General features: G+C 69.6%; 18 protein-coding genes and 1 riboswitch. Of the genes, 9 read left to right on the top strand and 9 right to left on the bottom strand.

The window, feature by feature from the left end:
* Nucleotides 1-305 precede the first annotated feature (305 nt).
* Together trhA and IM689_RS09580 are read right to left on the bottom strand one after the other, a co-directional pair.
* Entirely contained in the window at nucleotides 306-1,043 is a 738-nt protein-coding gene (trhA, locus tag IM689_RS09585) for a PAQR family membrane homeostasis protein TrhA (RefSeq protein ID WP_227484673.1), read from the bottom strand.
* A complete protein-coding gene (locus IM689_RS09580; protein ID WP_129662926.1) occupies nucleotides 1,040-2,206 on the bottom strand; it encodes a PucR family transcriptional regulator in 1,167 nt (388 codons plus the stop codon). The genes trhA and IM689_RS09580 overlap by 4 nt, the downstream gene beginning before the upstream one ends.
* Nucleotides 2,207-2,390: 184 nt before the next feature.
* On the opposite strand from IM689_RS09580, the gene IM689_RS09575 reads away from it, so the two are divergent.
* Together IM689_RS09575 and IM689_RS09570 are read left to right on the top strand one after the other, a co-directional pair.
* A complete protein-coding gene (locus IM689_RS09575) occupies nucleotides 2,391-3,458 on the top strand; it encodes a ferredoxin reductase (RefSeq protein ID WP_319803852.1) in 1,068 nt (355 codons plus the stop codon).
* Nucleotides 3,459-3,539: 81 nt separating this feature from the next.
* The gene (locus IM689_RS09570; protein WP_193643802.1) at nucleotides 3,540-4,703 is read left to right on the top strand and encodes a fatty acid desaturase family protein; all 1,164 of its coding nucleotides are present in this window, start codon (nucleotides 3,540-3,542) and stop codon (nucleotides 4,701-4,703) included.
* A 127-nt stretch (nucleotides 4,704-4,830) separates the two neighbouring features.
* On the opposite strand, the gene IM689_RS09565 is transcribed toward IM689_RS09570, so the two are convergent.
* The 4 genes from IM689_RS09565 to IM689_RS09550 are packed head-to-tail and all read right to left on the bottom strand — an operon-like array spanning nucleotide 4,831 to nucleotide 7,322.
* Entirely contained in the window at nucleotides 4,831-5,136 is a 306-nt protein-coding gene (locus IM689_RS09565; protein ID WP_187035494.1) for an AzlD domain-containing protein, read from the bottom strand.
* Nucleotides 5,133-5,993, bottom strand: a complete 861-nt coding sequence (locus tag IM689_RS09560; RefSeq protein WP_193643801.1) for an AzlC family ABC transporter permease — start codon at nucleotides 5,991-5,993, stop codon at nucleotides 5,133-5,135. The genes IM689_RS09565 and IM689_RS09560 overlap by 4 nt, the downstream gene beginning before the upstream one ends.
* Nucleotides 5,990-6,472 (bottom strand): dihydrofolate reductase, encoded by a 483-nt coding sequence (locus tag IM689_RS09555; RefSeq protein WP_047311386.1) that lies wholly within the window; start codon nucleotides 6,470-6,472, stop codon nucleotides 5,990-5,992. The genes IM689_RS09560 and IM689_RS09555 overlap by 4 nt, the downstream gene beginning before the upstream one ends.
* Nucleotides 6,473-6,527: 55 nt before the next feature.
* On the bottom strand, nucleotides 6,528-7,322 hold the full coding sequence (locus tag IM689_RS09550) for a thymidylate synthase (protein ID WP_193643800.1): 795 nt from the start codon (nucleotides 7,320-7,322) through the stop codon (nucleotides 6,528-6,530).
* A gap of 110 nt (nucleotides 7,323-7,432) precedes the next feature.
* On the opposite strand from IM689_RS09550, the gene dapA reads away from it, so the two are divergent.
* Nucleotides 7,433-8,320 (top strand): 4-hydroxy-tetrahydrodipicolinate synthase, encoded by an 888-nt coding sequence (gene dapA, locus IM689_RS09545; RefSeq protein ID WP_193643799.1) that lies wholly within the window; start codon nucleotides 7,433-7,435, stop codon nucleotides 8,318-8,320.
* Nucleotides 8,317-9,999, top strand: coding sequence for a ribonuclease J (locus tag IM689_RS09540; protein ID WP_193643798.1), 1,683 nt, complete (start codon nucleotides 8,317-8,319; stop codon nucleotides 9,997-9,999). The genes dapA and IM689_RS09540 overlap by 4 nt, the downstream gene beginning before the upstream one ends.
* A gap of 406 nt (nucleotides 10,000-10,405) precedes the next feature.
* Here the strand turns inward: IM689_RS09540 and IM689_RS09535 are convergent, their stop codons facing one another.
* Complete coding sequence (locus IM689_RS09535) at nucleotides 10,406-11,794, bottom strand: aminotransferase class V-fold PLP-dependent enzyme (protein ID WP_193643797.1); 1,389 nt, start codon at nucleotides 11,792-11,794, stop codon at nucleotides 10,406-10,408.
* Nucleotides 11,795-11,839: 45 nt separating this feature from the next.
* A riboswitch (SAM riboswitch) is annotated at nucleotides 11,840-11,952 on the bottom strand.
* A 389-nt stretch (nucleotides 11,953-12,341) separates the two neighbouring features.
* On the opposite strand from IM689_RS09535, the gene IM689_RS09530 reads away from it, so the two are divergent.
* A complete protein-coding gene (locus tag IM689_RS09530) occupies nucleotides 12,342-15,089 on the top strand; it encodes an FtsK/SpoIIIE family DNA translocase (protein WP_193643893.1) in 2,748 nt (915 codons plus the stop codon).
* Nucleotides 15,090-15,178: 89 nt separating this feature from the next.
* Here the strand turns inward: IM689_RS09530 and IM689_RS09525 are convergent, their stop codons facing one another.
* Nucleotides 15,179-16,813 carry a MauE/DoxX family redox-associated membrane protein gene (locus IM689_RS09525; RefSeq protein ID WP_193643796.1) on the bottom strand — a complete coding sequence of 545 codons (1,635 nt, stop codon included), beginning with the start codon at nucleotides 16,811-16,813 and terminating at the stop codon, nucleotides 15,179-15,181.
* Between the two features lie 69 nt (nucleotides 16,814-16,882).
* Here IM689_RS09525 and rimO point away from each other — a divergent pair, with 69 nt between their 5' ends.
* The 4 genes from rimO (at nucleotide 16,883) to IM689_RS09505 (ending at nucleotide 19,889) form a co-directional block, all read left to right on the top strand.
* On the top strand, nucleotides 16,883-18,352 hold the full coding sequence (rimO, locus tag IM689_RS09520) for a 30S ribosomal protein S12 methylthiotransferase RimO (RefSeq protein WP_193643795.1): 1,470 nt from the start codon (nucleotides 16,883-16,885) through the stop codon (nucleotides 18,350-18,352).
* A 5-nt stretch (nucleotides 18,353-18,357) separates the two neighbouring features.
* A complete protein-coding gene (gene pgsA / locus IM689_RS09515; RefSeq protein WP_193643794.1) occupies nucleotides 18,358-18,981 on the top strand; it encodes a CDP-diacylglycerol--glycerol-3-phosphate 3-phosphatidyltransferase in 624 nt (207 codons plus the stop codon).
* Nucleotides 18,978-19,505 (top strand): CinA family protein, encoded by a 528-nt coding sequence (locus IM689_RS09510; RefSeq protein WP_193643793.1) that lies wholly within the window; start codon nucleotides 18,978-18,980, stop codon nucleotides 19,503-19,505. Before pgsA ends, IM689_RS09510 begins: the two co-directional genes overlap by 4 nt.
* 90 nt (nucleotides 19,506-19,595) lie before the next feature.
* The gene (locus tag IM689_RS09505; protein ID WP_047311399.1) at nucleotides 19,596-19,889 is read left to right on the top strand and encodes a helix-turn-helix domain-containing protein; all 294 of its coding nucleotides are present in this window, start codon (nucleotides 19,596-19,598) and stop codon (nucleotides 19,887-19,889) included.
* Nucleotides 19,890-19,965: 76 nt separating this feature from the next.
* On the opposite strand, the gene IM689_RS09500 is transcribed toward IM689_RS09505, so the two are convergent.
* The gene (locus IM689_RS09500) at nucleotides 19,966-24,939 is read right to left on the bottom strand and encodes an Lhr family ATP-dependent helicase (RefSeq protein WP_193643792.1); all 4,974 of its coding nucleotides are present in this window, start codon (nucleotides 24,937-24,939) and stop codon (nucleotides 19,966-19,968) included.
* Between the last annotated feature and the right edge of the window lie 29 nt (nucleotides 24,940-24,968).

Below are 24,968 nucleotides of genomic sequence, written 5' to 3'. Positions count from 1 at the left end.
GAGGTGGGCGCCTGCTCGTCGAGTGACACGGGCGTGACGTCGCCGAACGCGCGAATCGCCGCGGCCGCCGCGTCGAGGTCGCATTCCTCGAACACCATCATGGCGAGCAGCGCCTCGCGGCTGGGGAGGTAACCCTCATCGAGGACGCGGGCAATCGTCGCGTCGTCCGCCCGCGCTTCCTCACGGGGTCGTCCTCCTCAAGATGGTCCATTGCGGCACCGTCGAGGAAGTCGTCGATGAGTTCACGGCGTCCCTGCGTCGTGCCGAACGCGGTGTTCCCCGCCCAACCCGCCATGCCGCCCTCGTCAGGCCCGCAACACGACGAGGCACGCCGCGACGAAGTGGACGACGAACGCGGCCACCGTGCACGCGTGGAAGATCTCGTGGAAACCGAACACGGTGGGCCACGGGTCGGGCTTCTTGAACCCGTACACGACGGCGCCGATCGTGTAGAGGATGCCTCCCACGGCGATGAGCGTCATGACGGCGGTGCCGCCCGCGGCGTGCAGCGGGGCGGCGTAGAAGAGGGCGACCCAGCCGAGGGCGACGTAGATCGGGGTGTAGAGCCAGCGCGGCGCGCCGACCCAGAACGTTCGGAACAGGACGCCGGCAACGGCACCGATCCACACGATGAGCAGGAGCGACAACCGCTGGTTGCCGCGCAACAGGACGAGAGCGAACGGCGTGTACGTGCCCGCGATGATGAGGTAGATGTTCGAGTGGTCGATGCGACGCAGGATCGCGTCGGCGCGCGGGCTCCAGTACCTGCGGTGGTAGAGCGCCGACGTGGCGAACAGCTGTGTTCCCGTCGCTCCGAGGACGAGGGCGCCTACGCGCCCGGCCGTCGTCGGCGCGAGGATCGCGAGCGCGAGACACCCCACGAGGCAGATCGGCGCGAGGACGAGGTGGAACCACCCGCGCAGCAGCGGCTTGGCCACGCGCACGACGTCCGCGTCGACGCCTTCGTGCGAGACGGGAGGCATCTCACCGGCATGCTGGCGCAGCGAGTCGCCGAGCGGCGTGCGCCAACGTTCGGTGGTCATCGTTCGTCCTTCGCGTCAGAGGTGGGTTCGGTGCGTGCCTCGACGAGGAGACCGAGCGTCAGTTCGAGCACGCGCCGCGGGTCGGTGAGGGCGTCGCCGTACAGTTCGCGCACCGTGTTCATGCGGTAGCGCACCGTCTGCGGGTGGACATGCAGGCGGCCGGCGACCTCGTCACGACGGCCCTGGTGCAGGAGCCAGGCGAGCAGCGTCTCGGCGAGCACCTCCCGTTTGGCGGGGGAGAGGTCCTCGAGTGGAGCCACAGCACGTTCGCGAAGTCGGGTGGCAACGAGAGGCGCTGAGTCCAGAGCGAGTTCGGGCAACAGCTCGTCGCAGTCGGCGCCGTCGTCGTCGCTCGCGAAACGCAGCGCGCGCAGTGCCTGACGGACTGATTCGCCGGCCTCGGTCCACGCCACGGTCGGCCCCAGAGCGGCGGGCGTACCGACGCAGCGCTCGAGAAGGCCGTTCCGAGCGTTGCTTCGCACGCCGGGGACGAGCACGACGGTGGGACCGTCGGCAACGGGAGACCACAGGGCGCGCTCGCCGAGGGCCGTGGCGAGCGCCGTGCGCGGTTCGCCGTCGACGACGAGGGCGGTGAGCGTTTCGGGCGCCTTCCACCGGGCCGATTCGGCGAGGTGCTCGAGGGCCGGGCGGGCCTCGCCCGCGACGAGGGCCGCCGTCAGCTGATCCCGGCGACGGGCCAGTTCACGGGTGCGGGCGGTGAGGGCCGCCGTGTGACCGGCGAGGCTCTGGGCGGACAACTCGTCGATGAAGGCGAAGGTCTTCTCGGCGAGAGCCGCGACGTTCGCCGCCGGCTCCTCGGCGGCCACGGCGCTGCCAGCGAACTGAGCCCACGCGACACGAGCACCCACGCGGTAGGCGGCGAGCAGAGCGTCCGTGGAGCGACCGCTCGCTGCCTCTCCCTGTCCCAGCCGGTAGGCGCCGTCGAGGGTGGCACGGGAGGTCGCGCGGTCGCCCTCGATCTGGGTGGCGACGAACCCCGAAAGGGCCTGTTCGACGGCGCGCTCGATGTTGCTGCGTAACGCAGGATCGAAGGCGCGGTCGTAACCGGGGACCTCCTCGACGATCGCCTCGACGCAGGCGCTCGCCGTCTCGGGCAGGGACGCCCGAAGCTCGGCCAGGGTGCGGTCGGTGAGAATCGGCATGTTCACACTCTACGAACAAATAGATCGAGGATCATGTCGGGGCTGGGCCAAGAATTGCGTCGATTCGGCTAAATAGACTGTCGGTGTGTCCGTAACCTCTCTTTCGCCCACTCGGACGACCTCCCTGCCGAGTGCGCCACGAACCTCTCCGGCGGGCTCGGCAACCCGCCTCGCCTGGCGTGCGGTGCGCGCCCTCACGACGCCTCTCGTGCCCGAGGACTACGTCGATCTCGTCGACCCGCTTCGCTCGCGCCGGTATCTGCGCGCCCGCGTCGTCGACGTCACGCCCGAGACGGCCGACGCCAGCACCGTGACGCTCCAGCCCGGCCGCGGTTGGCTCGGCCACCGCCCGGGTCAGTACATCCGCATCGGCGTCGACATCGACGGCGTGCGCCTGTGGCGCGCCTACTCCGTCACCTCCGGCCCGCGCGATGACGGTTACATCTCCATCACGGTCAAGGCCCTCACCGGTGGCGTCGTGAGCGCGCACCTGCAGGAGAGCCTGCGTCCCGGTCAGATCGTCCATATGGAGCAGGCCGACGGCGCCTTCACCTGGAACGGCGGCGCCGAGCCAGTTCTCTTCGTCACCGGCGGCTCCGGCATCACGCCCGTCATGGGCATGCTGCGTCACCGCATCGACGCCGAGGAGGCGTTCGCCGCCGACACCGAGCACGCCGGGAGCGCGCACGACATCGTCGTCCTGCACTCGGCGGCCCACCCCGAGGACGTCATCTTCGCCGACGAACTGCGCTCGCTCGACGCGACGGGCCGCATTCGCCTCGTCGAGCGTCACACCCAGGCCGAGGGGCGGCTCGAGCCGCGCGAGCTCGACGACCTCGTGCCGGACTGGTGCGATCGCACCACCTACGCGTGCGGACCTGCGGGCATGCTGCGCGCGTTGCGGGAGTACGCCGACCTCAACGGCGTCGCCGATCACCTGCACACCGAGGAGTTCACCGTCGAACTGGCCGAGCCCGGCGAGGGCGGCGCGCTCACCCTCCACGACGGTTCGAACACGCTCGAACTCGACGTCGCCGGCGACACCGCCATCCTCGACGCCGCCGAGGCCGCCGGGGCCCTCGTGCCCTCCGGCTGCCGTATGGGCATCTGTTACGGCTGCGTGCTGCCCCTGCGCTCGGGAAACGTGCGCGATCTGCGCACCGGCGAGATCACCTCGGGAAGCGAAGGCGACGGCGTCATGGTGCAGACCTGCATCTCCAGCGTCGCCGGAGCTTGCGAGATCGGGCGATGAACCCCACCACGCGAGGGACAACCGCCCCGGCGCCCACCGAACCCTTACGACTCACACGTCACCCCTACGAAAGGACGCACGATGACCGCGATGCAGAAGAAGGACGTCAACCCGGTCGCACACCTCACGCGCAGCGACATCGAGCGCCTCGGCGAGGAGCTGGATGCCGTGCGCGCCCGCATCATCGAGAGCCGGGGCGCGAAGGACGCCGCGTACATCCGCGGCGTGATCAAGGGCCAGCGCTACCTCGAGATGGGCTCGCGCGCCCTGCTGCTGTTCTCCAAGAAGAAGCCGGCGTTCGTCGTCGGCACGGTCGGCCTGGCCGCCGCGAAGATCCTCGAGAACATGGAGATCGGCCACAACGTCATGCACGGCCAGTGGGACTGGATGCGCGACCCGAAGATCCACTCCTCGACGTGGGAGTGGGACAACGCGTCGCCGTCGGACCTGTGGAAGCACTCGCACAACGAACTGCACCACACGTACACGAACGTCATCGGCCGCGACAACGACCTCGGCTACGGCATCATGCGCGTCGACGAGGACCAGAAGTGGGTGCCGTTCTACCTCGGCCAGCCGGCGTGGAACTTCATCAACGCGTGCTTCTTCGAGTACGGCATCGCCGCGTACGACCTCGAGCTCGGCAAGTACCTCAAGGGCCGCAAGGACAAGGCCGTTTTCCAGCGTGACAGCCGCAAGGTGCTGCACAAGATCCGCGAGCAGTTCACGAAGGACTACGTCGCCCACCCGCTCCTCGCGGCGCTCACCGGTTCGGGCAAGCAGACGATCAAGGCCAACTTCATCGCCAACCTCACGCGCAACCTGTGGACGCACTCCGTCATCATGTGCGGTCACTTCCCGAGCGGCGTCGAGACCTTCACGAAGAAGTCGATCGTCGGCGAGAGCCGCGGCGACTGGTACCTGCGTCAGATGCTCGGCTCGGCGAACATCTCGGGCTCGAAGGCGATGCACGTGGCCACGGGCAACCTGAGCTACCAGATCGAGCACCATCTGTTCCCGGATCTGCCGAGCAACCGCTACGAGGAGATCAGCAAGGACGTGCAGGACATCTGCGAGCGCTACGGCCTGTCGTACGTCACGGGCTCGCTGCCGCGCCAGGTCGCCTCGGCGTGGTGGACGATCATCCGTCTGTCGCTGCCCAACGACTTCGCCGCGAAGCTCGAGCGCAAGCCGCAGAACGTCACCGACCTCGCGCAGCGCCAGGTGCAGCCGAAGGCGGCCTGACGCCTGTCGACTCCCGTCAGCGGTGACGCCGACGAAAGAACCCGGCCTTCCCTCCTTGGGGGAGGCCGGGTTCGTTCGTTGTGTCGTTCCGTCGCCGGGCCGGTTCGTGACCGGGCCGGTCGACGGGTCAGATCAAGCGGATGAGCGCCGCCGTCGCGGCGGCCACGAGGACGACGACGATGAACGGCGCGCGCAACAGGAGCGCGACGACCGCGGCGAGCGCGGCGGCGGCGCGAGCGTCGAGCACCAGCTTGCCGTGGTCACCGACGAACGCCTGAACGCACACGAGTCCCGTCAGCAAAGCGACGGGGAACAGGGCGACGACGTTCGACGTCTTCTTGCCTTCGAGGTACTTCGGCGGCACGAGGTAGCCGATGAACTTGAGGACGAACGACAGGCCGCTCGCGAGCAGAACGGTGGTCCAGGTGCTCATGCGCCCGCCCCTTCCTCGGTGGCGTCGTCACTCGGCAGCGTCGGCACCTCGTCCGTGCGTGTCGACCACCACAGGCCGACCGCGATGGCCGCGACGACGGTGGCGAGCACCGGCAGGCCGGCCTGGGTGACGGGGGAGAGGCCGAGGGCGATGACGGCCGCGAGCCCGGCCGTCAGCTTGCCCTGGAGCGTGCCGAGGCGCGGCCACAGCAGGGCGAGGAACGCACCGACCGCTGCGGCGTCGAGGCCGTACTTCTTCGGATCGCCCATGGCGTTGCCCGCGATGGTGCCGACGAACGTCATGGAGTTCCAGAGCAGGTACACGCCGAGGCCGGTCCACCAGAAACCGATGCCCGACAGCTTCGCCGTCGGGCGACCGACGGCCATGGCGGCGGATTCGTCGATCGTCAATTGCGCAGCGACGACACGCTTGAGACCGCGGGGGCGCAGGATCGCGTTCAGCTGCAGGCCGTAGATGGAGTTGCGCACACCGAGGAGCGTCGAGGTCGCGACGGCGGATGCGCCCGTGCCGCCGGCACCGAGAACTCCGACGACGGCGAACTGCGAACCGCCCGAGAAGAGCAGGAGCGACAGCGCCATCGCCTGCCACGTGTTGAGGCCCGCCGCGATGGCGAGAGCCCCGAAGCTGATGCCGTAGACGCCGGTGGCGACGGCCAGTGAGATCGAGTCCTTCTTGACCGCACCCTCGTCCTCGTGGAGCGCGTCCACGGGGCCGTCGTGTCGGCCGTCCACGTCGTGTTGCCCACCGCCGTGTTGTCCATTGCCGTGTTGTCCGTGGCCGTGTTCCCCGTGACCCACGGCCGGCCCGACCTCGTCGCGCCGCTCGTTGGGCGTCATGCTTCGCGCCGTTCGTACGTGACGACGGTGAAGCCATCGCGCGGGTCGCGGTCGCTCTCGCGCCAGTGCTTCGGGTCGATGGTGGGGAAGTGGGCATCGCCCTCGGGCTCGAGGGGGATCTCGCTGATGAGCAGGTGTGTCACCTCGTCCATCGCGGCCTCGTAGATCTGTGCGCCACCGACGACGAAGGCGTCCTCGCCGGCGACCTCCTCGAGCGCCTCGTCGAGCGAGTGCACGACGACGACGTCGTCACCCTTGGTGAGGTTCGGTGCGTACTCCGGGTTGCGCGTGACGACGATCGAGCGGCGGCCGGGCAACGCACCCATGCCCTCGAACGTGGTGCGCCCCATGATCATCGGGTGCCCCATCGTCGTGCGCTTGAAGTGTTTGAAGTCCTCCGGGATGTTCCAGACCATGTCTCCGTCGGCGCCGATGACGCCGTTGCGCGCGACGGCGGCGATGGATGTCAGGTGGCTCACGTCGGTTCCTTCGAACGCGCCGGGTCGGGAGCCGGCGAGGGGTGTTTCGGTGCGGTCAGACCGCGATCGGTGCCTTGATCGTGGGGTCGGCCTCGTAGCCCTCGAGGCGGATGTCGTCGAGGTCGAAGCCGTCGATGTCGCGAATCTCGGGGTTGAGCACGAGGCGCGGCAGCGGTTTCGGCGTACGCGTCAGCTGCAGCTGCGCCTGCTCGAGGTGGTTGGAGTACAGGTGCGCGTCGCCGAGGGTGTGGACGAAGTCGCCGACCTCGAGGTCGGTCACCTGCGCCACCATGTGCGTGAGCAGCGCGTAGCTCGCGATGTTGAACGGCACACCGAGGAACACGTCGGCGCTGCGCTGGTAGAGGCCGCACGAGAGCTTCCCGTCGGCGACGTAGAACTGGAACATCGTGTGGCACGGCGGCAGGGCCATGTCGTCGACGTCGGCGACGTTCCACGCGGAGATGATGTGACGTCGGCTGTTCGGGTTCGTCCTGATCGCCTCGACGACCTGCGCCAACTGGTCGACCTGCCGGCCGTCCGGGGTGGGCCAGCTGCGCCACTGGTGGCCGTAGATCGGGCCGAGGTCGCCGAACTCGTCGGCCCACTCGTCCCAGATCGAGATGCCGCGTTCGTGCAGCCAGCCGACGTTGGTGTCACCGCGCAGGAACCACAGGAGTTCACCGAAGACCGAACGCAGGTGAAGTTTCTTCGTCGTGGTGACGGGAAAGCCCTGGGACAGATCGAAGCGCATCTGGTGGCCGAACACGCTGCGGGTGCCGGTACCGGTGCGATCGCCCTTGACGGCGCCTTCGTCGAGGATGCGCGTGAGGAGGTCGAGATACTGCTGCACCCGGTCACTGTACGGCGCTGCACCCACACAGCCGTGCCCGTGTCGAGTGCCGGACTGCCTCGCGCGAGGCTTCGGGCCACAGCCGGAGGCCGTGCATTAGCCTGGGGCGCATGACGACGACACCTTTCGGACGCATGGTCACGGCCATGGTCACACCGATGAAACCTGACGGCTCCATCGACTACGAGGGTGTGGCTCGCCTCGCGAACCACCTCGTCGACAACGGACACGACGGCCTCGTCGTCAACGGCACCACCGGTGAGTCCGCGACGACCACGGACGAGGAGAACGTCGAGACCGTCCGCGCCGTCGTCGACGCCGTCGGTGACCGCTGCGCCGTCACCGCAGGCGTCGGAACGAACGACACCGCACACTCGGTGCGCGCGGCCAAGGCGCTCGCGGCCGTCGGCGCCGACGCCGTGCTCGTCGTGACTCCGTACTACAACAAGCCGACGCAGGTCGGCATCGTCGAACACTTCAAAGCCGTTGTCGGTGCCACCGATCTGCCCGCGATGGCGTACGACATTCCGGGCCGCACGGGCACGCCGCTCGCGAGCGACACGATCCGTGAACTGGCCAAGATCGACCAGATGCTCGCCGTGAAGGACGCCAAGGGCGACTTCTTCGAGGCGACCAAGCTCATGAACGAGACCGACCTGCTCTGGTACTCCGGTGACGACGTCTCCAACCTCATCTGGCTCAGCCTCGGCGCCGTCGGTCTCGTCTCCGTCGTCGGACACGTCGCCGGTAACGAGTTCCGCGCCATGATCGACGCCGTGGACGCCGGCGACATGACCCGCGCCCGTGAGCTGCACACCCGGCTCATCCCGGCCATCGACGCCCTGATGAACACCTCGCAGGGCGCCATCATGGCCAAGGCCGCCATGGCCGACAAGGGTGTCATCGACAGTGACTTCATCCGCCTTCCGCTGCTGCCCGCCACGGACGACATGCGTGCGCGCCTGCGCGGAGGCCTGAGCGAATCGGGACTTTTGTGAACGACACCGCACTCGAACTGAGCGCACCGCCCGCCCTGGCCAAGAACGGCGTCCGCGTCGTCGCCCTCGGAGGCCTCGGCGAGGTCGGGCGCAACATGACCGTCGTCGAGTACGAGGGTCGACTGCTCATCATCGACTGCGGCGTGCTCTTCCCCGAGGACCACCCCGGCGTCGACCTCATCCTCCCGGACTTCGAGTACATCAAGGATCGCCTCGACGACATCGAGGCCATCGTGCTCACGCACGGCCACGAGGACCACATCGGCGCCGTGCCGTACCTGCTGCGCGTGAAGAGCGACATCCCGCTCATCGGCTCGACGCTGACCCTCGCGCTCATCGAGGCGAAGCTCAAGGAGCACCGCATCCGCCCGTACACGATGGCGGTCAAGGAAGGTCAGCGCGAGCAGATCGGCCCGTTCGACTGCGAGTTCGTCGCCGTCAACCACTCCATCCCCGACGCCCTGGCCGTCTTCGTGCGCACCGGCGGCGGAACGATCCTCGGCACCGGCGACTTCAAGATGGACCAGCTGCCGCTCGACGGGCGCATCACCGACCTGCGCGCTTTCGCCCGCCTCGGTGAGGAGGGCGTCGACCTGTTCCTCACGGACTCGACGAACGCCGAGGTGCCCGGCTTCACCACGCCGGAGAAGGACATCACGCCCGCCATCGAGCGCGTCTTCGAGCGCGCCGAGCGCCGCATCATCGTGGCCTGCTTCTCCTCGCACGTGCACCGCGTCCAGCAGGTGCTCGACGCCGCCGAACTGTACGGCCGCAAGGTCGCCATGGTCGGCCGCTCCATGGTGCGCAACATGACGATCGCCGCCGACCTCGGCTACCTCAAGGTGCCCGACAACGTGCTCGTCGACGTCAAGAAGCTCGACCAGCTCGAGGACGACAAGGTCGTTCTCATCTGCACCGGCTCCCAGGGTGAGCCCATGGCCGCCCTCGCCCGCATGGCCAACCGCGACCACCGCATCGACGTCGGCCCCGGCGACACCATCCTCATGGCCAGCTCGCTCATCCCGGGCAACGAGAACGCCGTCTACGGCCTCATCAACGGCCTCATGCGCCTCGGCGCCAACGTCGTGCACAAGGGCAACGCCATGGTGCACGTCTCCGGTCACGCCTCCGCCGGCGAGTTGCTCTACTGCTACAACATCGTCAAGCCGAAGAACGTCATGCCGATCCACGGCGAATGGCGCCACCTCGTGGCCAACGGCAAGCTCGCAGCAGCCACCGGAGTGCCCGCCGAGCAGGTGCTCCTCGCCGAGAACGGCGTCGTCGTCGACCTCGTCGACGGCAAGGCCGCCATCACCGGCGCCGTGCCCGTCGGGTACGTCTACGTCGACGGCTCCCTCGTCGGCACCACCGACGAAGACATGCTCAAGGACCGCCGCGTCCTTCGCGACGAAGGCTTCATCACCATCACCGTCGTGCGCAACGCCTCCACCGGAGAGATCGTCGCCGGCCCCGACATCCGCACCCGCGGATTCGCCGAAGGCGACGAGGTGTTCGAACGCATCCGCCCCAAGATCGAACAGGCGCTCGCCGACGCCCGCGGCAAGGGCATCACCGACACCCACCAGCTCCAGCAGGTCATCCGCCGCACCGTCGGCGGCTTCGTCGGCGGCAAGCTGCGCCGCCGGCCGATGATCATTCCGATTGTCCTGAACGCGTAGCCGGCGCTTCGCGCCGGCGGAGCGTTCAGAACAATCGGTCGCGGTGTGGTTTCACGCGCAGGGAAGGGCCTCGCAAGCTCGGCCTTCCCTGCGCGTGAAACCACACCGCTGCATTGTTCGGCGCGCCTTCCGGCCAGGCCCTGGCGGGCCTGTCTCGGTGCGACACACGGCCGTCCACTTCTCGGGGTGGGCAGCTTTCGTATGGCTGTCACCAGCCCGTGGTCGGCGCAATTTCCGCCCGCCAAGCCATGGCGGCGTCTGGGTAGTCACTTGACGGTCGGACGCGGGCCCGGGCAACCGGGCGTGTTGGTGCCCTTCTCGGCACTCCTTCCGGGCACCCTCCGGGCAAGGCCATTGCGAATGACTCGGGCCGCCGGTCCCCAGAACCGGCGGCCCGAGCCGTCCGTCACCAGGGGCGGGGCTCGCTCAGATCCCGCTCGTCACCCACCGGTGCCCAGCCGATGCCCGGCGTGTGCACGTACTCGAACGCCGGGCCGCGCTCCACGAGCGAACGAACCGCCGCGACGAGACGGTGCGCATGCTCCACCGTCGTCGCGAGGCCGATGGAGGCGCGCACCGCCGTCGCGCCCTTGCCGAGCCGCTCGTCACACAGCAGATGCGCACAGAAGCGGCCGTCGCGCACCGCAATGCCGTGCTCGTCCGCGAGTACCTGAGCCACGAGCGTCGGGTCGCACCCGTCGACCGTGAACGTCGTGACGCCGACACCGTCGACAGGCTCGTCGTCGGAGCCGAGCACGTGAAGAATCTTCACACCCGGCAGCGCGCTCAACCCGTCCCGGATGATGCCGTGAACACGGTGCTCGTGGTTCTCGATCGCGTGACTGTGAGCGCGCAGCTTCGCCGCCGCTGCCGCGAGAGCGATCGCGCCGACAGCATTCGGCGTGCCGCCCTCGTGCCGTGCCGGGCCTTCGGACCACTCGACGTCGTCCGTTGTCACCCGCTTGCTCGCACCGCCGGCCGGGAGGTACGGATCGGCCGCATCCAGCCAGTCGGCGCGACCCGCGAGAACGCCGGCTCCGTACGGCGCATACATCTTGTGACCCGAGAACGCGACGTAGTCGACACCCCACGCGGCGATGTCGATGACGCGGTGCGGAGCCAGCTGCGCCGCATCGACGACCGAACGTGCCCCGTGGGAGCGCGCGACGGCGGCCAGTTCACCGATCGGCCAGATCTCCCCGGTCACGTTGCACGCACCCGTGATGACGACGAGCGCGGGAGCATCCGATGTCGCGCGGAAGCGGGAGAGCGCGCCGTCGACGGTGGCGATCGCAGCCTCGGGGGAGGATGGCACCGACAGTCGCGTCGTGCGCTCGGCGGGCCAGGGGAGGAGCGCCGCGTGGTGCACGGATTCGAAGACGAAGACCTGAGCGTTGTCGGGCAGGACGTGGGCGAGCAGAGCCAGCGCATCCGTGGTGTTGCGCGTGAAGACGACGTGGCTGTCCTCGCCGAGACCGACGAAGTGCGCCACCTCCGAACGCGCCTCCTCGAACCAGCCGGTCGTCAGACGCGAGGCGTACCCCGCCCCGCGATGAACCGAGCCGTAGGTGCGCAGGATGCGCTCCGCAGCCTCGGCAACGCCCACGAGGGCAGGAGCGGTGGCACCGTGATCGAGGTTCGCGAACTCGACAACCGTGTGGTGCAAGGTCGGCACACCGACGCCGTCAGAGACGGTTGCAGGGGTGGCGCGGGCGCTCGCCCGAACAGCAGAAAGGGAAGCGGGCAACGACTTCGGCTGACGGGTCGCAGCGAGCGTCGAAAGCACAGAACTCATGAGGAGACTCCTTCGTCAGGGGTCCGCCCGACGAGAAGCGTCGCGAACCCGCACTTGCTGCGTGCGGTCGCACGCAGCCAGGTCGTCACCCGGAGCACCCCACCGCGGTGGAGGGTTGCCGCCCAGCAAGCCGGGGCTGTGCGCTGGAACTCGTGACCGAGCAACACCGTGACACGCGACTCCTCGAACCGTCCACGAATGTGCCCGAGGTCGCCCGGATGGTGAGATGCGACTCGCCGTTCACGCCGCCCCTCGGGGCCGCCAGATCGTCGCGAGGTCCCCGGCGTGGGGCCGAAGAACTGCGCCCCTTCTCCCGTAATCTGGCCGGGTGGCGACACGGAAAACACCCCCGAACGACAGCGTTCTCGTAGCGAAGAAGAGTGCCCCGAACAGTCGGAGCACCACCTCCTCGCGCGCCCGCACCACCCCGGCGAAGAACGCGCCCCGCAAGCAGGCGCCCTCCAAGAGCGCGCCCGGCAAGGGGCGCGGTTCGAGCTCGGCTCAGCAGGGCCCGTCGGCCTCCAGCCGTGCTGCTCGTGGCGCCTGGATGGGGGTTTCCCACGTCGCCGGCGGCACCGTGCGTCGTGTCGGCGCCAGCGCTGCCGAACTCGAGCCGGAGCACCGTCGCGACGGCATCGGCTTCTTCCTCCTCGCCCTCGGCATCGTTGTCGCGGCGCGCGAGTGGTGGAACCTGCCCGGCATGTTCGGTGACATCGTCCACGCCGTCGCCGCGGGAACGTTCGGCGTCATCGCCTACGTCCTGCCTGTCGTGTTCATCGGCATGGGTCTGCACATGTTCCGCCACCCGCGCGGCCACCAGCCCACCCACCGCATGTCGATCGGTCTCGGCATCCTCGCCCTCGGCTCCACCGGTATCGCTCACCTCGTCGGCGGACGCCCGGCCGCGGGTGACGTCGACGCCGTGCGTGACGCCGGCGGAGTGCTCGGCGTCATCTCCGGTGGCCCGCTAGCCGCAGGCCTGACGCTCTGGGGCGCCGGTGTCATCCTCGGCCTCGTGTCGTTCTTCGGTTTCCTCGTGCTGACGCGCACGCCGGTCAACCGCATCCCTCAGCGTCTGCGTGAGGTTGAGGCCACGATCTTCGGCGGTCACGCTCCGACCGAGGAGCGCGATTACGCCCAAAGCGACGCTGTCGCCGACGACCTGCACGGCGCCGACATCGGCAACCGTGCGCGCGGCGGAGCACCCCGCCGCGCCGCCGACGTCCACCACGGCGACGAGCCGTACGAGCAGGCAGCAGAGGTCGTCGGCCGCGGTCCGCGCGGTCGCGGGCGTGGCTCGCGCAAGACCCTCGGTCGCCAGCGCGGCGAGCAGCAGATCTACGACATCGACACGATCGAAGACGGCGACCCGGCGGACGGCTCCGCCGCCGACGAGGGCGAGCGCGCCACTTCGGCGGGCGCCGCAGCCCTGGCTCGGGCCCGCGGCTCGCGTGCGACCACGTCCCGTCCGGCCAACACAGACGAGGCCGACACCGCCGCCGTCGAGACGGCCGGCGGCTCCAAGCAGCGTCCCGGCGAATCGCCCAAGGCCGCCGCAGCCCGCCAGGAGACGGCGCAGCGCCCGGCCGCCGAGGTGCCTCAACGTCAGGTCGAGGCTCAGCCGACGGAACAGCTCCCACAGCGCGTCGAGCAGCTCGCCCTCGCCGGCGACATCACGTACACGCTGCCCGAGTCGACCCTCCTCGAGGAGGGCACGCCGCCCAAGGAGCGTTCGGCCGCGAACGATCGCGTCGTCGACGCGCTCACCGAGGTGCTCGACCAGTTCGGCATCGACGCCGTCGTCTCCGGTTTCACCCGCGGCCCGACGGTCACGCGTTACGAGGTCGAGCTCGGCCCCGGCGTCAAGGTCGACCGCGTCACGGGTCTGAGCAAGAACATCGCCTACGCCGTGGCCAGCGCCGACGTGCGCATCCTGTCGCCCATCCCGGGCAAGAAGGCCATCGGTATCGAGATCCCGAACGCCGACAAGGAACTTGTCAGCCTCGGTGACGTGCTGCGCAGCCAGGCGGCCCGCAACAATCACCACCCGATGGTCATGGGTGTCGGTAAGGACGTCGAGGGTGGCTACGTCGTGGCCAACCTCGCGAAGATGCCGCACATGCTCGTCGCCGGTGCCACCGGTGCCGGTAAGTCGAGCTTCGTCAACTCGATGATCACCTCACTCCTCATGCGGGCCACGCCCGAAGAGGTGCGCATGGTGCTCGTCGACCCCAAGCGCGTCGAGCTGACGGCGTACGAGGGCATCCCGCACCTCATCACGCCGATCATCACGAACCCGAAGAAGGCCGCCGAGGCTCTCGAGTGGGTCGTGCGCGAGATGGACGCGCGCTACGACGACCTCGCCGCGTTCGGCTACAAGCACATCGACGAGTTCAACAAGGCCGTGCGTGCGGGCAAGGTGACCCTCCCGCCGGACAGCAAGCGCAAGCTCGCGCCGTACCCGTACCTCCTCGTCGTCGTCGACGAGTTGGCGGACCTCATGCTCGTCGCGCCGCGTGACGTCGAGGCCTCGATCCAGCGCATCACGCAGCTCGCGCGTGCCGCCGGTATCCACCTCATCCTCGCGACGCAGCGCCCGTCGGTCGATGTCGTCACCGGCATCATCAAGGCCAACGTGCCGTCGCGTCTGGCGTTCGCGACGTCGTCGCTCGCCGACAGCCGCGTCGTGCTCGACCAGCCCGGCGCCGAGAAGCTCCTCGGTCAGGGTGACGCGCTCTTCCTGCCGATGGGCGCGAGCAAGCCGATGCGTGTGCAGGGCGCGTGGGTCAACGAGTCGGAGATCCACGGCGTCGTCGCGCACGTCAAGGCTCAGCTCGCGCCCAACTACCGCGAGGACGTTCAGCAGACGGCGCCCAAGAAGGAGATCGACGAGGACATCGGTGACGACCTCGACGTGTTGCTGCAGGCGGCCGAGCTCGTCATCACGACGCAGTTCGGTTCGACCTCGATGCTGCAGCGCAAGCTGCGCGTCGGCTTCGCCAAGGCCGGTCGCCTCATGGACCTGCTCGAGTCGCGTGCGATCGTCGGCCCCTCGGAGGGCTCCAAGGCCCGCGACGTGCTCGTCAAGCCCGACGACCTCCCCATGACGCTCGCGCTGCTCAAGGGCGAGGACGTTCCGGACGATGCCGTGGCCAGCGGCGCCGACGGCGGTCCGGTCGACCTCGTCGCCCAGGCGCAGGGCGATCTCGACGAACCGGGCGAGCAGTACTACGACGGTCACGACGGCGGCGACGGCTCCGAGGACGCCTGGGAACTGACGCAGAACGGCCGCTGACGGAGAACACAGGCAACGACGACGGCGCCGCACCCGAGAGGTGCGGCGCCGTCGTTCTGTCTGCTTCGCGGGGCGTGGCCCGTCTCGCCTCAGACCGGCGTGCCGTCAGCTTGGTCGTCACCGGCGTCCTCGGGGCGCACCGCCCTGACCTCGCCGATGATCGCCTCCATCGTTGCCGTGATGTCGACCTGGCCGCTCACCGGGCCGGCGAGGAGGTGCTCGTCGGGACCGATGGCGAACAGCGATGGCGTGCCGAGGCGCATCATCGTCGCGACGGCGCGCGGCTCGTCGATGAGCGCGCGGTTCGGTTCGATGCCGTACGGCGCCAGCCGCTCGACCTCGGCCTCGTGGCCGACGATGCAGAAGATGGGAACGCCGCGCAGCGAGGCCTGCCACGTGGCGACGGAGTTCAGTACCTCCTTGCACGACCCGCATCCGGTGCTGACGTGGAGCAACACGGTCGGCCCGGCCCGGCCGATGTCCATGAGCGAGACCTTCGTGCCGGTGCCGTCGGTGAACAGCGCGTAGGGCGTCGGGCGTGTGACGTACTCGTCGTCTTCGACGACGTCTTGGGTCTCGGCCACACCGGTGTCGGTCACCGGGAGGTCGGCAGCGTCGTCGACGGCGGGAGCGGGGGATGACTGGACCACGGGAGCCGGTGTCGCGAGGGCTGGCGGCGTCTCGAGGGACGTCTGCGTCACAGACGCGTCGGGAGCGTCCTCAGCGGCCGCGTCGTCATCGGCCGCAGGCTGTTCGACGGCCGACAGTTCTTCGCTGATCTCGTCGAGGAGCTCCAGGACGTTGCCCTTGCTGCTCACCGGACCGCCGGCGAGCATTCCGTCGGCGCCCAGCAGGACGGCGGTCGGGTTGCCGCCTGCGAACAGGCGGCCGATCTCGAAGGACGGGTCGAACATCACGTCGAAGTCGCCTTCGTCCTGCAGTCCGGTGGGTTCGTCCGGATCGCCGCTCAGCACGATAACGGTGCGCAGGTTCTCGTGCTTGTGCTGCCACGTACGGGCCCGCTCGATCACGGGGAGGCACGAACCGCAGTGCGGCGAGACGAGGAGCAGGAGGACAGGGTTGCTGTAGGCCATCTCGCGCAGGGTGACGCCGGCGTCCTCGCGGGTGCGCAGCACGGCGTAGGGGATGGGTTGACGCACATAGTCGTCGCCCGCGTCGCTGGGCGCAGACGCTTCCTGCCCGCCGCGGTGGCCCGCGATGAGCCACGTGAGCACGATGCCGACGAGCACGGCGAGGAGCCAGGCCCAGGCCTCGCCGTCGAAGTCGGCGAACCGCGACACGACGCTGCGCCCGCGTGTCGCGTCGTAGAGCGTGACGAGCGCCAGGGCGACGAGCACCCCGTTGCGCACGGCGGTGAAACGGTCGACCGTCCCGAGACCCAGCTTGCCGAAGCACGAGCAGGTCACCGGCTCGTCGAAGCCCAGAGCTCGCACGATGACGACGAGGTACGCGACGAACACCGCGAGCGCGACGAGGGCGACGACGACGGCGAGCGCTCCTGACGTCACGAGAAGTGCCAACGCGAGCATTAGTTCCGCGAACGGCAGCAGCGTGGGTGCCTTCAGCCGAGTCAGCGCTCCGGGAAGACGCAGGCTGACAAACGCTTCACCGACCGTCTCGCGGTCCACGAGCTTGGCCACCCCCGAGGCTGCGAGTACGAGCGACAGGAGCAACGGAGCAGTGGTCAGTGGCGCGTCATACACAGCGCTCAGCATAGGTGGCACCCCGCGCGTCGTCGGGCGCGGTGACGGTGCGCCACTACACTCGGTGCCATGACTTCCGCCCCCTCACGAAGCGTCGCCGTCGTCACCCTCGGGTGCGCGCGCAACGAGGTCGACTCCGAGGAACTGGCCGGTCGCCTCTCGGCCGAGGGCTGGACCCTCGTCGACGACGCCGCTCAGGCCGACGTCGCCGTCGTGAACACGTGTGGCTTCGTCGAGCAGGCGAAGAAGGACTCCATCGACGCTCTCCTCGAGGCGAACGACCTCAAGGATTCGGGCCGCACGCAGGCCGTCGTCGCCGTCGGCTGCCTCGCCGAGCGTTACGGCAACCAGCTCGCGGAGCAGCTTCCCGAGGCGGACGCCGTGCTCGGCTTCGACTCCTACTCCGACATGAGCTCCCACCTCACTGCCGTGCTCAACGGCCACAAGCCGGAGGCCCACACGCCGGGGGACCGTCGTAAGTTGCTGCCGATCTCGCCGGCCAAGCGTCAGGAGGGAGCCTCCGGCCTCGCGCTGCCCGGCCACGGCGACGCTCCGACGCGTGAGCCCTCCGACGTGGAAGTCGCCTCGCCCGTCAGTACGCCGCGCGTCATCCGCGCCCGCCTCGACGGCCGCCCGTGGGCCCCGCTCAAAATCGCGAGCGGTTGCGACCGACGGTGCGCGTTCTGCGCCATCCCGGCCTTCCGCGGCGCGTTCCTGTCCCGCCGTCCCTCCGACGTTCTCGCCGAAGCGCGTTGGCTCGCGGAGCACGACGTCAAGGAGGTCTTCCTCGTCTCGGAGAACTCGACGTCGTACGGCAAGGACCTCGGCGACCTGCGTCTGCTCGACACCATGCTTCCCGAACTCACCGCCATCGACGGCATCGAGCGTGTGCGTGTGTCGTACCTGCAGCCTGCGGAGATCCGACCCGACCTGCTCGACGTCATGGCGAACACGCCCGGCGTCGCGCCGTACTACGACATCTCCTTCCAGCACGCCTCCGGGCCGCTCCTGCGCACGATGCGCCGCTTCGGTGACCGCGAGTCGTTCCTCACGCTCCTCGACGACGTGCGCCGCCGCACGCCGAACGCCGGCATCCGCTCGAACGTCATCGTCGGCTTCCCCGGTGAGACCGAGAAGGATCTCCAGGAACTCGAGCAGTTCCTCGTCGCCGCGCGTCTCGACGTCGTCGGTGTCTTCGGTTATTCCGACGAGGACGGCACCGAGGCCGAGAGCTACGCGGACAAGCTACCCACGGACGAGATCGAAGCCCGCCTCGAGCACTTCCGTACGCTCACCGAGGAACTCAACCTCCAGCGAGCCGAGGAGCGCGTCGGAGAACGCCTCGACGTCCTCATCGAGGCGGAGGAGGACGAGGACGGCGAACTGCGCTTCGTCGGCCGCGCCGGACAGCAGGGCCCCGACGTCGACGGCGTCACGTACGTCGAGACGAGCGACGAGCGCCCCCTCGCCACCGGCGACATGGTGAGCGTCGAGGTCGTCGCCACCGAAGGCATCGACCTCGTCGCCGAGGTGCGGTGAAGCGGATGAGCGATCACGAGACCGAGACGCCCACCGCGGCGCGCAAGCCCGTCAGCACCTGGAACCTCGCGAACGTTCTCACGATGGGCCGTATCGCCCTCGTACCGTTCTTCGCCTGGTTCCTGCTCGCCGACGGCGGTGAGAACACCACCTACCGCATCATCGCGTTCGTCCTGTTCGTCGTCGCCTCGATCACCGACCGCATCGACGGCCAGATCGCCCGATCCCGTGGCCTCGAGACCGAGTTCGGCAAGCTCATGGACCCGATCGCCGACAAGGCGCTCATGGGCATGGCCTTCATCGGGCTGTCGATCATCGACGTGCTGCCGTGGTGGGCCACGATCGTCGTGCTCGCCCGCGAGCTCGCCATCACCGCGCTGCGCTTCGTCGTCATCCGTCACGGCGTGATGCCCGCGAGTCACGGCGGCAAGCTGAAGACGGCCCTGCAGGCGCTCGCGGCTGGACTCTTCGTCCTGCCGCTTCCGGACTGGGGCCACATCGGGGCGTGGGTCGTCATGGCGGCCGCCATCGTCGTCACCGTCGCGACTGGCATCGATTACTTCTTCCGCGCGGCCGAGCTGCGACGTGAGAGCGCCCGGACGGCGCGGGCGCGCTCGACGCAGTCATGAGCGAGCAGGACCGGCGCGCCGTGACCGAGAACGACTCGGCCGATCTCGCGACGCGTCTCGTCGAGCAGCTGCGTGATCGTGGCCTGACGATCGCCACGGCCGAGTCCCTCACCGCCGGCCTCGTGAGCGCGCGTATCGCCGACGTTCCCGGCGCCAGCGCCGTGCTGCGCGGGGGAGCCGCCACCTACGCGACGCCCACCAAGGCCGCGGTGCTCGGCGTCGATGCCGACCTGCTGCGTGAGCGCGGTGCTGTCGACGCCGACGTCGCTCTCGAGATGGCTCACGGTGCCGTACGCCTCTTCGCGGCAGACCTCGCCGTGGCGACGACGGGCGTCGCAGGACCTGCCATCCAGGACGGCCAGGACGTCGGAACCTGTTACGTCGCCGTGGCGTTCTCCGGGGAATCTTCGGGTGAGCGAGGGCGTTGCCATGTCGACAGGTTTCAGTTCGTGGGGGACCGCGCCGAGATCCGTCGGGCAGCCGCCTGGGCGGCCTGGCAGATGGCGCTCGACCACACGCGGTGAACACCCGTTGGGGTTGTCACCCCTCAGCGCTATGTTGGAACCTGACATCGCCAATCGCGCGCACCGATGCGCCGTCGCCAGGAGGAACGCATGATCTTGCTTCGCGAACAGCTCGGTGACGTGCTGCGCCAGCAGCGCCGCGCACAGGGGCGCACCCTGCGCGAGGTCTCGAAGACGGCCCGCATCTCGCTCGGATACCTCAGCGAGATCGAGCGCGGCGAGAAGGAAGCCTCTTCGGAGCTGCTCGCTGCGGTTTGCGAGGCTCTCGAGCTGCCTATGTCCGAGACGCTGTCGCTCGTCGCCGCGAGCGTGCAGGCCGCGGAGAAGGCCAGCGCCCCCGTCGTGCTGCACCCGCAGCGTGACGCGGTGGCCCGCGCAGCCTGACGCATCACGCCAGGACGAGGCCCGTCACCCGCTTCGAGCGGGTGGCGGGCCTTCGTCGTGTTCGGACCGCGGAACGTCAGCGGCGTTTGCGGATGCCCTGGGGTGAGGAATGGAAGCCCGCCTCGAGCAGCGCCGCGACGAGGGGAGCGTCGTTGCCGAGGGCGGTGAGGCCGTTGACTGTGCGCACGGTGAGCGACGAGAGCGCACCACGCGTCACGAGGTCGGCGAGGGCGCGGGCTACGGGTGCCCAGGCGGCGTCGTCAGCCGGCCACGTGAGGGCGGTTCGACCGCCACGTTCGAGATAGGTGACGAGCTCGCCGTCGGCGATGACGACGAGGGCGCCCGCCTTACGGCCAGGACGATGCCCGGCGTGAGCATCCTGGGCGGCCGGCCACGGCAGGGCCGCTCCGAACGGGTTGGCGGGATCGCAGGCAGCGAGCACGAGGATCTCCGGTTCGCGTCGACCCCACGGATCGGGCTCGGGCGCTCGTGTGGCACGCAGCGAGTCGACGGCGACGGCGGCACCGAACTGGGACGCCCCCAGGCCCTCGACGAAGTAGCCGCGGCGCACGAGGCCACGCTCCTCGGCGCCGGCGAGCACCCGGTAGACGGCGGAGAACCCGCCGGGTATTTCTTCGTCCACGACGGCGCCGCGCGTGACGACCCCGTGTCGGGCGAGCAGGAGCTCAGCCGCCATGAACGTGCGCTCGGTGAGGTCGTCGTGGGCCTCCGGCAGGAGCCGCCACCGACCCGCGCCGTGCGCCGGTCCACGACCCGCGCCGTGCGCCGGTCCACGACCCGTCGCGAGACCGGCGGCGGTCGGTCGCGAGCGGGTGGAGAGCGACGGGCCACGCAGGCGCGCGTACCGAGAACCGCGGTTGCTCGGAACCCGCGGCTTGTGGGCACTGGCGCCGCCGCTGAGCAGGGCCCGAACCGGCGCGAAGGTGTCACCGCTCGCGGCGCCGTCCCACACGAGTTGCCAGAGGGCTGCCGCGACGGCGGTGTCATCGTGTGATCCGAGAGCTCCCGCGATGTCACGGAACAGGTGACTTCCGCCGCGGGCGAGGACGTCGCGCACCGCGCGCGACGTGACGCGCTGCGCGCCAGCAGTGACCTCGTGACTCGTGGTGGTGTCAGGGTCGGTGGTGTGCGCTTCGGTGTGATCGCTCATCTCGTCGTCGGCGCGCGGCGCAGGAGCGTGAGCATCAACTGAATCGTCGGCCGGTGCGTCGCTGCCGCCCGACCGAAGGGTCAACGGTGCCGAGTCGGGCGTGTGGAAACTGATCCATCCGTCGTCGGTCGAGATGCTGCCGTGGCCCTGCCAGAGCAGCTCACCCGCGGCGAGCAGTTCGTCGAGGTCGGCGGGCCGGTAGCCGCGAACCCGTGCGGGCAGGACGAGGCTCTCGATCGCCGACGCCGGCATGGGCACACCGAGCAGGGGTTCGAGAGCGGCCAACACCCCGTCGGCACCGCGCAACGTGTCGCCCACCTGCTGCCAGCGGGGCAGGAACCGGGCGTACTGCGTGGCGGACACCGGTTCGATCTCGGCGCGAAGAGCCGCGAGGGACAGCCGACGCAGGGAACGCAGGACGGCGTTGTCGCAGTATTCGCCGGAGGTATCGCCGCCGCCCAGCGCGTCGGGCAGCAGCGCGCCGTGCGTGAGGCGTCCGGCTCGTGTGAGGCGCGTGAGGGCGTTTCGAACGACGGACACCCCGAGGGCGAAGGCCTCGGCCGCCTGTTGCGCCGTGAACGGTGCGTGGCACGCGGCGTACCTCGTGAGCAGATCGTCGAGGGGCGTGTCGCCGGGCTCGAGGAAGGCCTGCGGGACGCCGGGCGGCAGGGCGACACCGAGCGCATCGCGCAACCGAGCTGCGTCCTCGACGGCTGCGAGCCTCGTCTGAGAGCCCCACCGAACCTCGATGGCGCGGCGCTCACCGACGAGGGCGTTCCACCAGGCACGGCACTCGTCGGAACTCAGATTCGGGGCGGCATCGCTGTGCGGTGAGGCATCAGGTTCCCCGGGATCCCGGCTCCCGGAATCATCGTCAGCGGAGTCGTGACGCCCCGAGCGCGCAACGATCTCGTCGAGCGTCAACGGGCCGAGGGTGCGCAATGCGTCCGCGAGGTCTTCCGCGTGACGCATCCGGCGGCTCGGATCGAGCAGTTGCAGTCGGCGTTCGTGGCGACGGACGACGTCGGGGTCGAGCAGTTCCGCGATCGACAGGCCACCGGCCGAGCCGAGCAGGTCGGCGAGCAACTCCGGGTCGAGGGACAGAGCGGCGGCGCGGCGTTCGGCGAGCGGCGAGTCGCCCTCGTAGAGGAACTGGGCCACGTAGCTGAACAGCATGGCCTTGGCGTACGGACTGGGTGACGTCGTCTCGGTGTGCACCACCTGGATGGCGCGGCGCTCCACCGAGCGCATGAGCTCGACGAGGCCCGGCACGTCGTAAACGTCCTGGAGGACCTCGCGCACGGCCTCGAGCACGATGGGAAAGCTCGGATAGTCGCTCGCCACCTCGAGGAGCTGGGCGGCCCGCTGGCGTTGCTGCCACAGCGCCTGGCGGCGTCCCGGGTTCTGACGCGGGAGCAGAAGCGCCCGGGCGGCGCACTCCCGGAAGCGGGAGGCGAACAGCGCGGTGCCGCCCACCTCGTCGGTGACGCGGGCGGTGATCTCGTCGGGGTCGAGCACGATCGCTTCGAGCAAGGCCGCCGTGAGGGTGTCGTCGTCGCCCTCGGTGTCGAGCAGCCGGAAGACGAGACCGTCATCGGTGTGCATGGCCTGGACGTCGGCGCCGAAGCGTTCGCGCATCCGCGCGCCCACGACGAGGGCCCACGGCGCGTGGATGGCTGCGCCGAAGGGGGAGTGGACGACGACCCGCCAGTCGCCCATCTCGTCGCGGAAGCGCTCGACGACGATGGTGCGGTCGCTGGGGAGGCGCCCGGTCGACTCCTGCTGCTCGCGCAGGTACGTGACGAGGTTGCGGGAGGCGAGGTCGTCGAGACCGACGGCGCGAGCCCGGGCGGTGGCTGCGGCGTCGTCGAGGTCGCCGAGTTCGCGGGCGAACGCACCGATGGCTCGCCCCAGTTCAAGCGGACGACCGAGGGAGTCGCCCTTCCAGAACGGCAGGCGCGCCGCCTGACCCGGAGCCGGCGTCACGAGCACCTGGTCGCGCGTGATGTCCTCGATGCGCCACGTGCTCGTGCCGAGCGTGAAGACGTCGCCGACGCGGCTCTCGTAAACCATCTCCTCGTCGAGCTCACCGACGCGACGGCCGGGGCCGTCACCGCCCGCGAGGAAGACTCCGTACAGCCCACGGTCGGGAATCGTGCCGCCGGAGGTGACCGCGAGACGTTGGGCGCCCGGGCGCGAGCGCAGGACGTCGTCGGTGCGATCCCACACGATGCGTGCGCGTAGCTCGCGGAACGAGTCGCTCGGGTAGAGGCCGGACAGCATGTCGAGGACGGAGTCGAGCACTCCGGAGGTGAGCGAGGCGAACGGCGCGCTGCGCTGCATGAGCGCGAGCAGATCGGAGCGGGGGACGTCGTCCATCGCCACCATGGCGACGACCTGCTGGGCGAGGACGTCGAGGGGGTTGCTCGGCACCCGGAGAGGTTCGATCTCACCCGAGCGCATGCGCTCGACGACGACAGCTGCCGAGAGGAGGTCGCCACGGTACTTCGGGAAGAGCACACCGTGGCTCGTCGCACCCACCTGGTGGCCCGCGCGTCCGATGCGCTGCAGGCCGCTCGCCACGCTCGGCGGCGACTCCACCTGGACGACGAGGTCGATGGCGCCCATGTCGATGCCGAGTTCCAGCGAACTCGTGGCGACGACGGCCGGCAGGCGCCCGGCCTTGAGTTCGGTCTCGATGTCGGCGCGCACGTCCTTGCTCACGGAGCCGTGGTGCGCGCGGGCCAGGACCGCCGGAGCGCCTCGGCTCGTGCCCGCCCCACCGATGAGTTGGGCGGCCGGCTTGCTCGCCCGGGCGTCGTACCCGTGCATGAACTCCCCGGAATCAGCGTCGGCTTCCGGCTCGTGCGCGTCTGCGGGGTCACCGGGGCCCCCGGATTCCCCTGCGCTCGTGGCACGCTCGGCCTCGGCCGCCTCGAGGCGTTCGCTCCAGATCTCGTTGAGTCTCGCCGTGAGGCGTTCGGCGAGGCGCCGAGAGTTGGCGAACACCAGCGTCGAGGTGTGCGAGGCCACGAGGTCGACGATGCGCTCCTCCACGTGGGGCCAGATGGAGGCCGTTGCCTCGGGCGCGTGATCGTCGTACGAGGCCTCGGCGTCCGGTGTGGGCGTCGTCGCGAGGTCGGCCATGTCCTCCACGGGCACGACGACGTCGAGCTCCCAGTTCTTCGTGCTGGGCGGCTGCACCGTCGTGACCGGGCGGCCGCCCGCGAGGAAGCGCTCCACCTCGCTCACCGGGCTGACCGTCGCCGACAACCCGATGCGCTGTGCCGGAGAGTCGAGCAACGCATCGAGCCGCTCGAGCGTCACGGCGAGGTGCGCTCCGCGTTTGGTGCCGGCGACGGCGTGGATCTCGTCGACGATGACGTACTCGACGCCCCGCAGGCGCTCGCGGGCGCTACTCGTGAGGAGGAGGAACAGCGATTCCGGCGTCGTGATGAGAACGTCCGCCGAGCGCGACGAGAACGCGCGGCGCTCCGCCGGCGTCGTGTCGCCCGAGCGGACGGCGACGCCGAGATCCGGCTCCTCGAGGCCGAGGCGCGTGCTGGCGTGCCTGATGCCGACGAGCGGTGAGCGCAGGTTGCGCTCCACGTCGACGGCGAGGGCCTTCATCGGCGAGACGTAGAGCACTCGGCAGCGACGGTCCACGTCGTCGGGGCGCGGCGTGCTCGCGAGCCGATCGAGCGCCCAGAGGAACGCACTGAGGGTTTTGCCCGAACCGGTCGGGGCGACGACCAGCGTGTGCCGACCTTCACTGATGGATTCCCACGCGCCCTCCTGCGCGGGAGTGGGCTCGCCGAACGTTCCCGTGAACCACTCACGCGTGGCAGGGGAGAAACGCTCGACGACGGAACTGCTCATGACGGCAGCCTCCCACGAGCCGCCGACAA

Source organism: Dermacoccus barathri (genome assembly GCF_015070805.1).
In the GTDB taxonomy this organism is placed as follows: domain Bacteria; phylum Actinomycetota; class Actinomycetes; order Actinomycetales; family Dermatophilaceae; genus Dermacoccus; species Dermacoccus abyssi.
The sequence above is the reverse complement of the archived record's forward strand: the minus strand, read 5'-3'. Positions and strand labels throughout refer to the sequence as shown.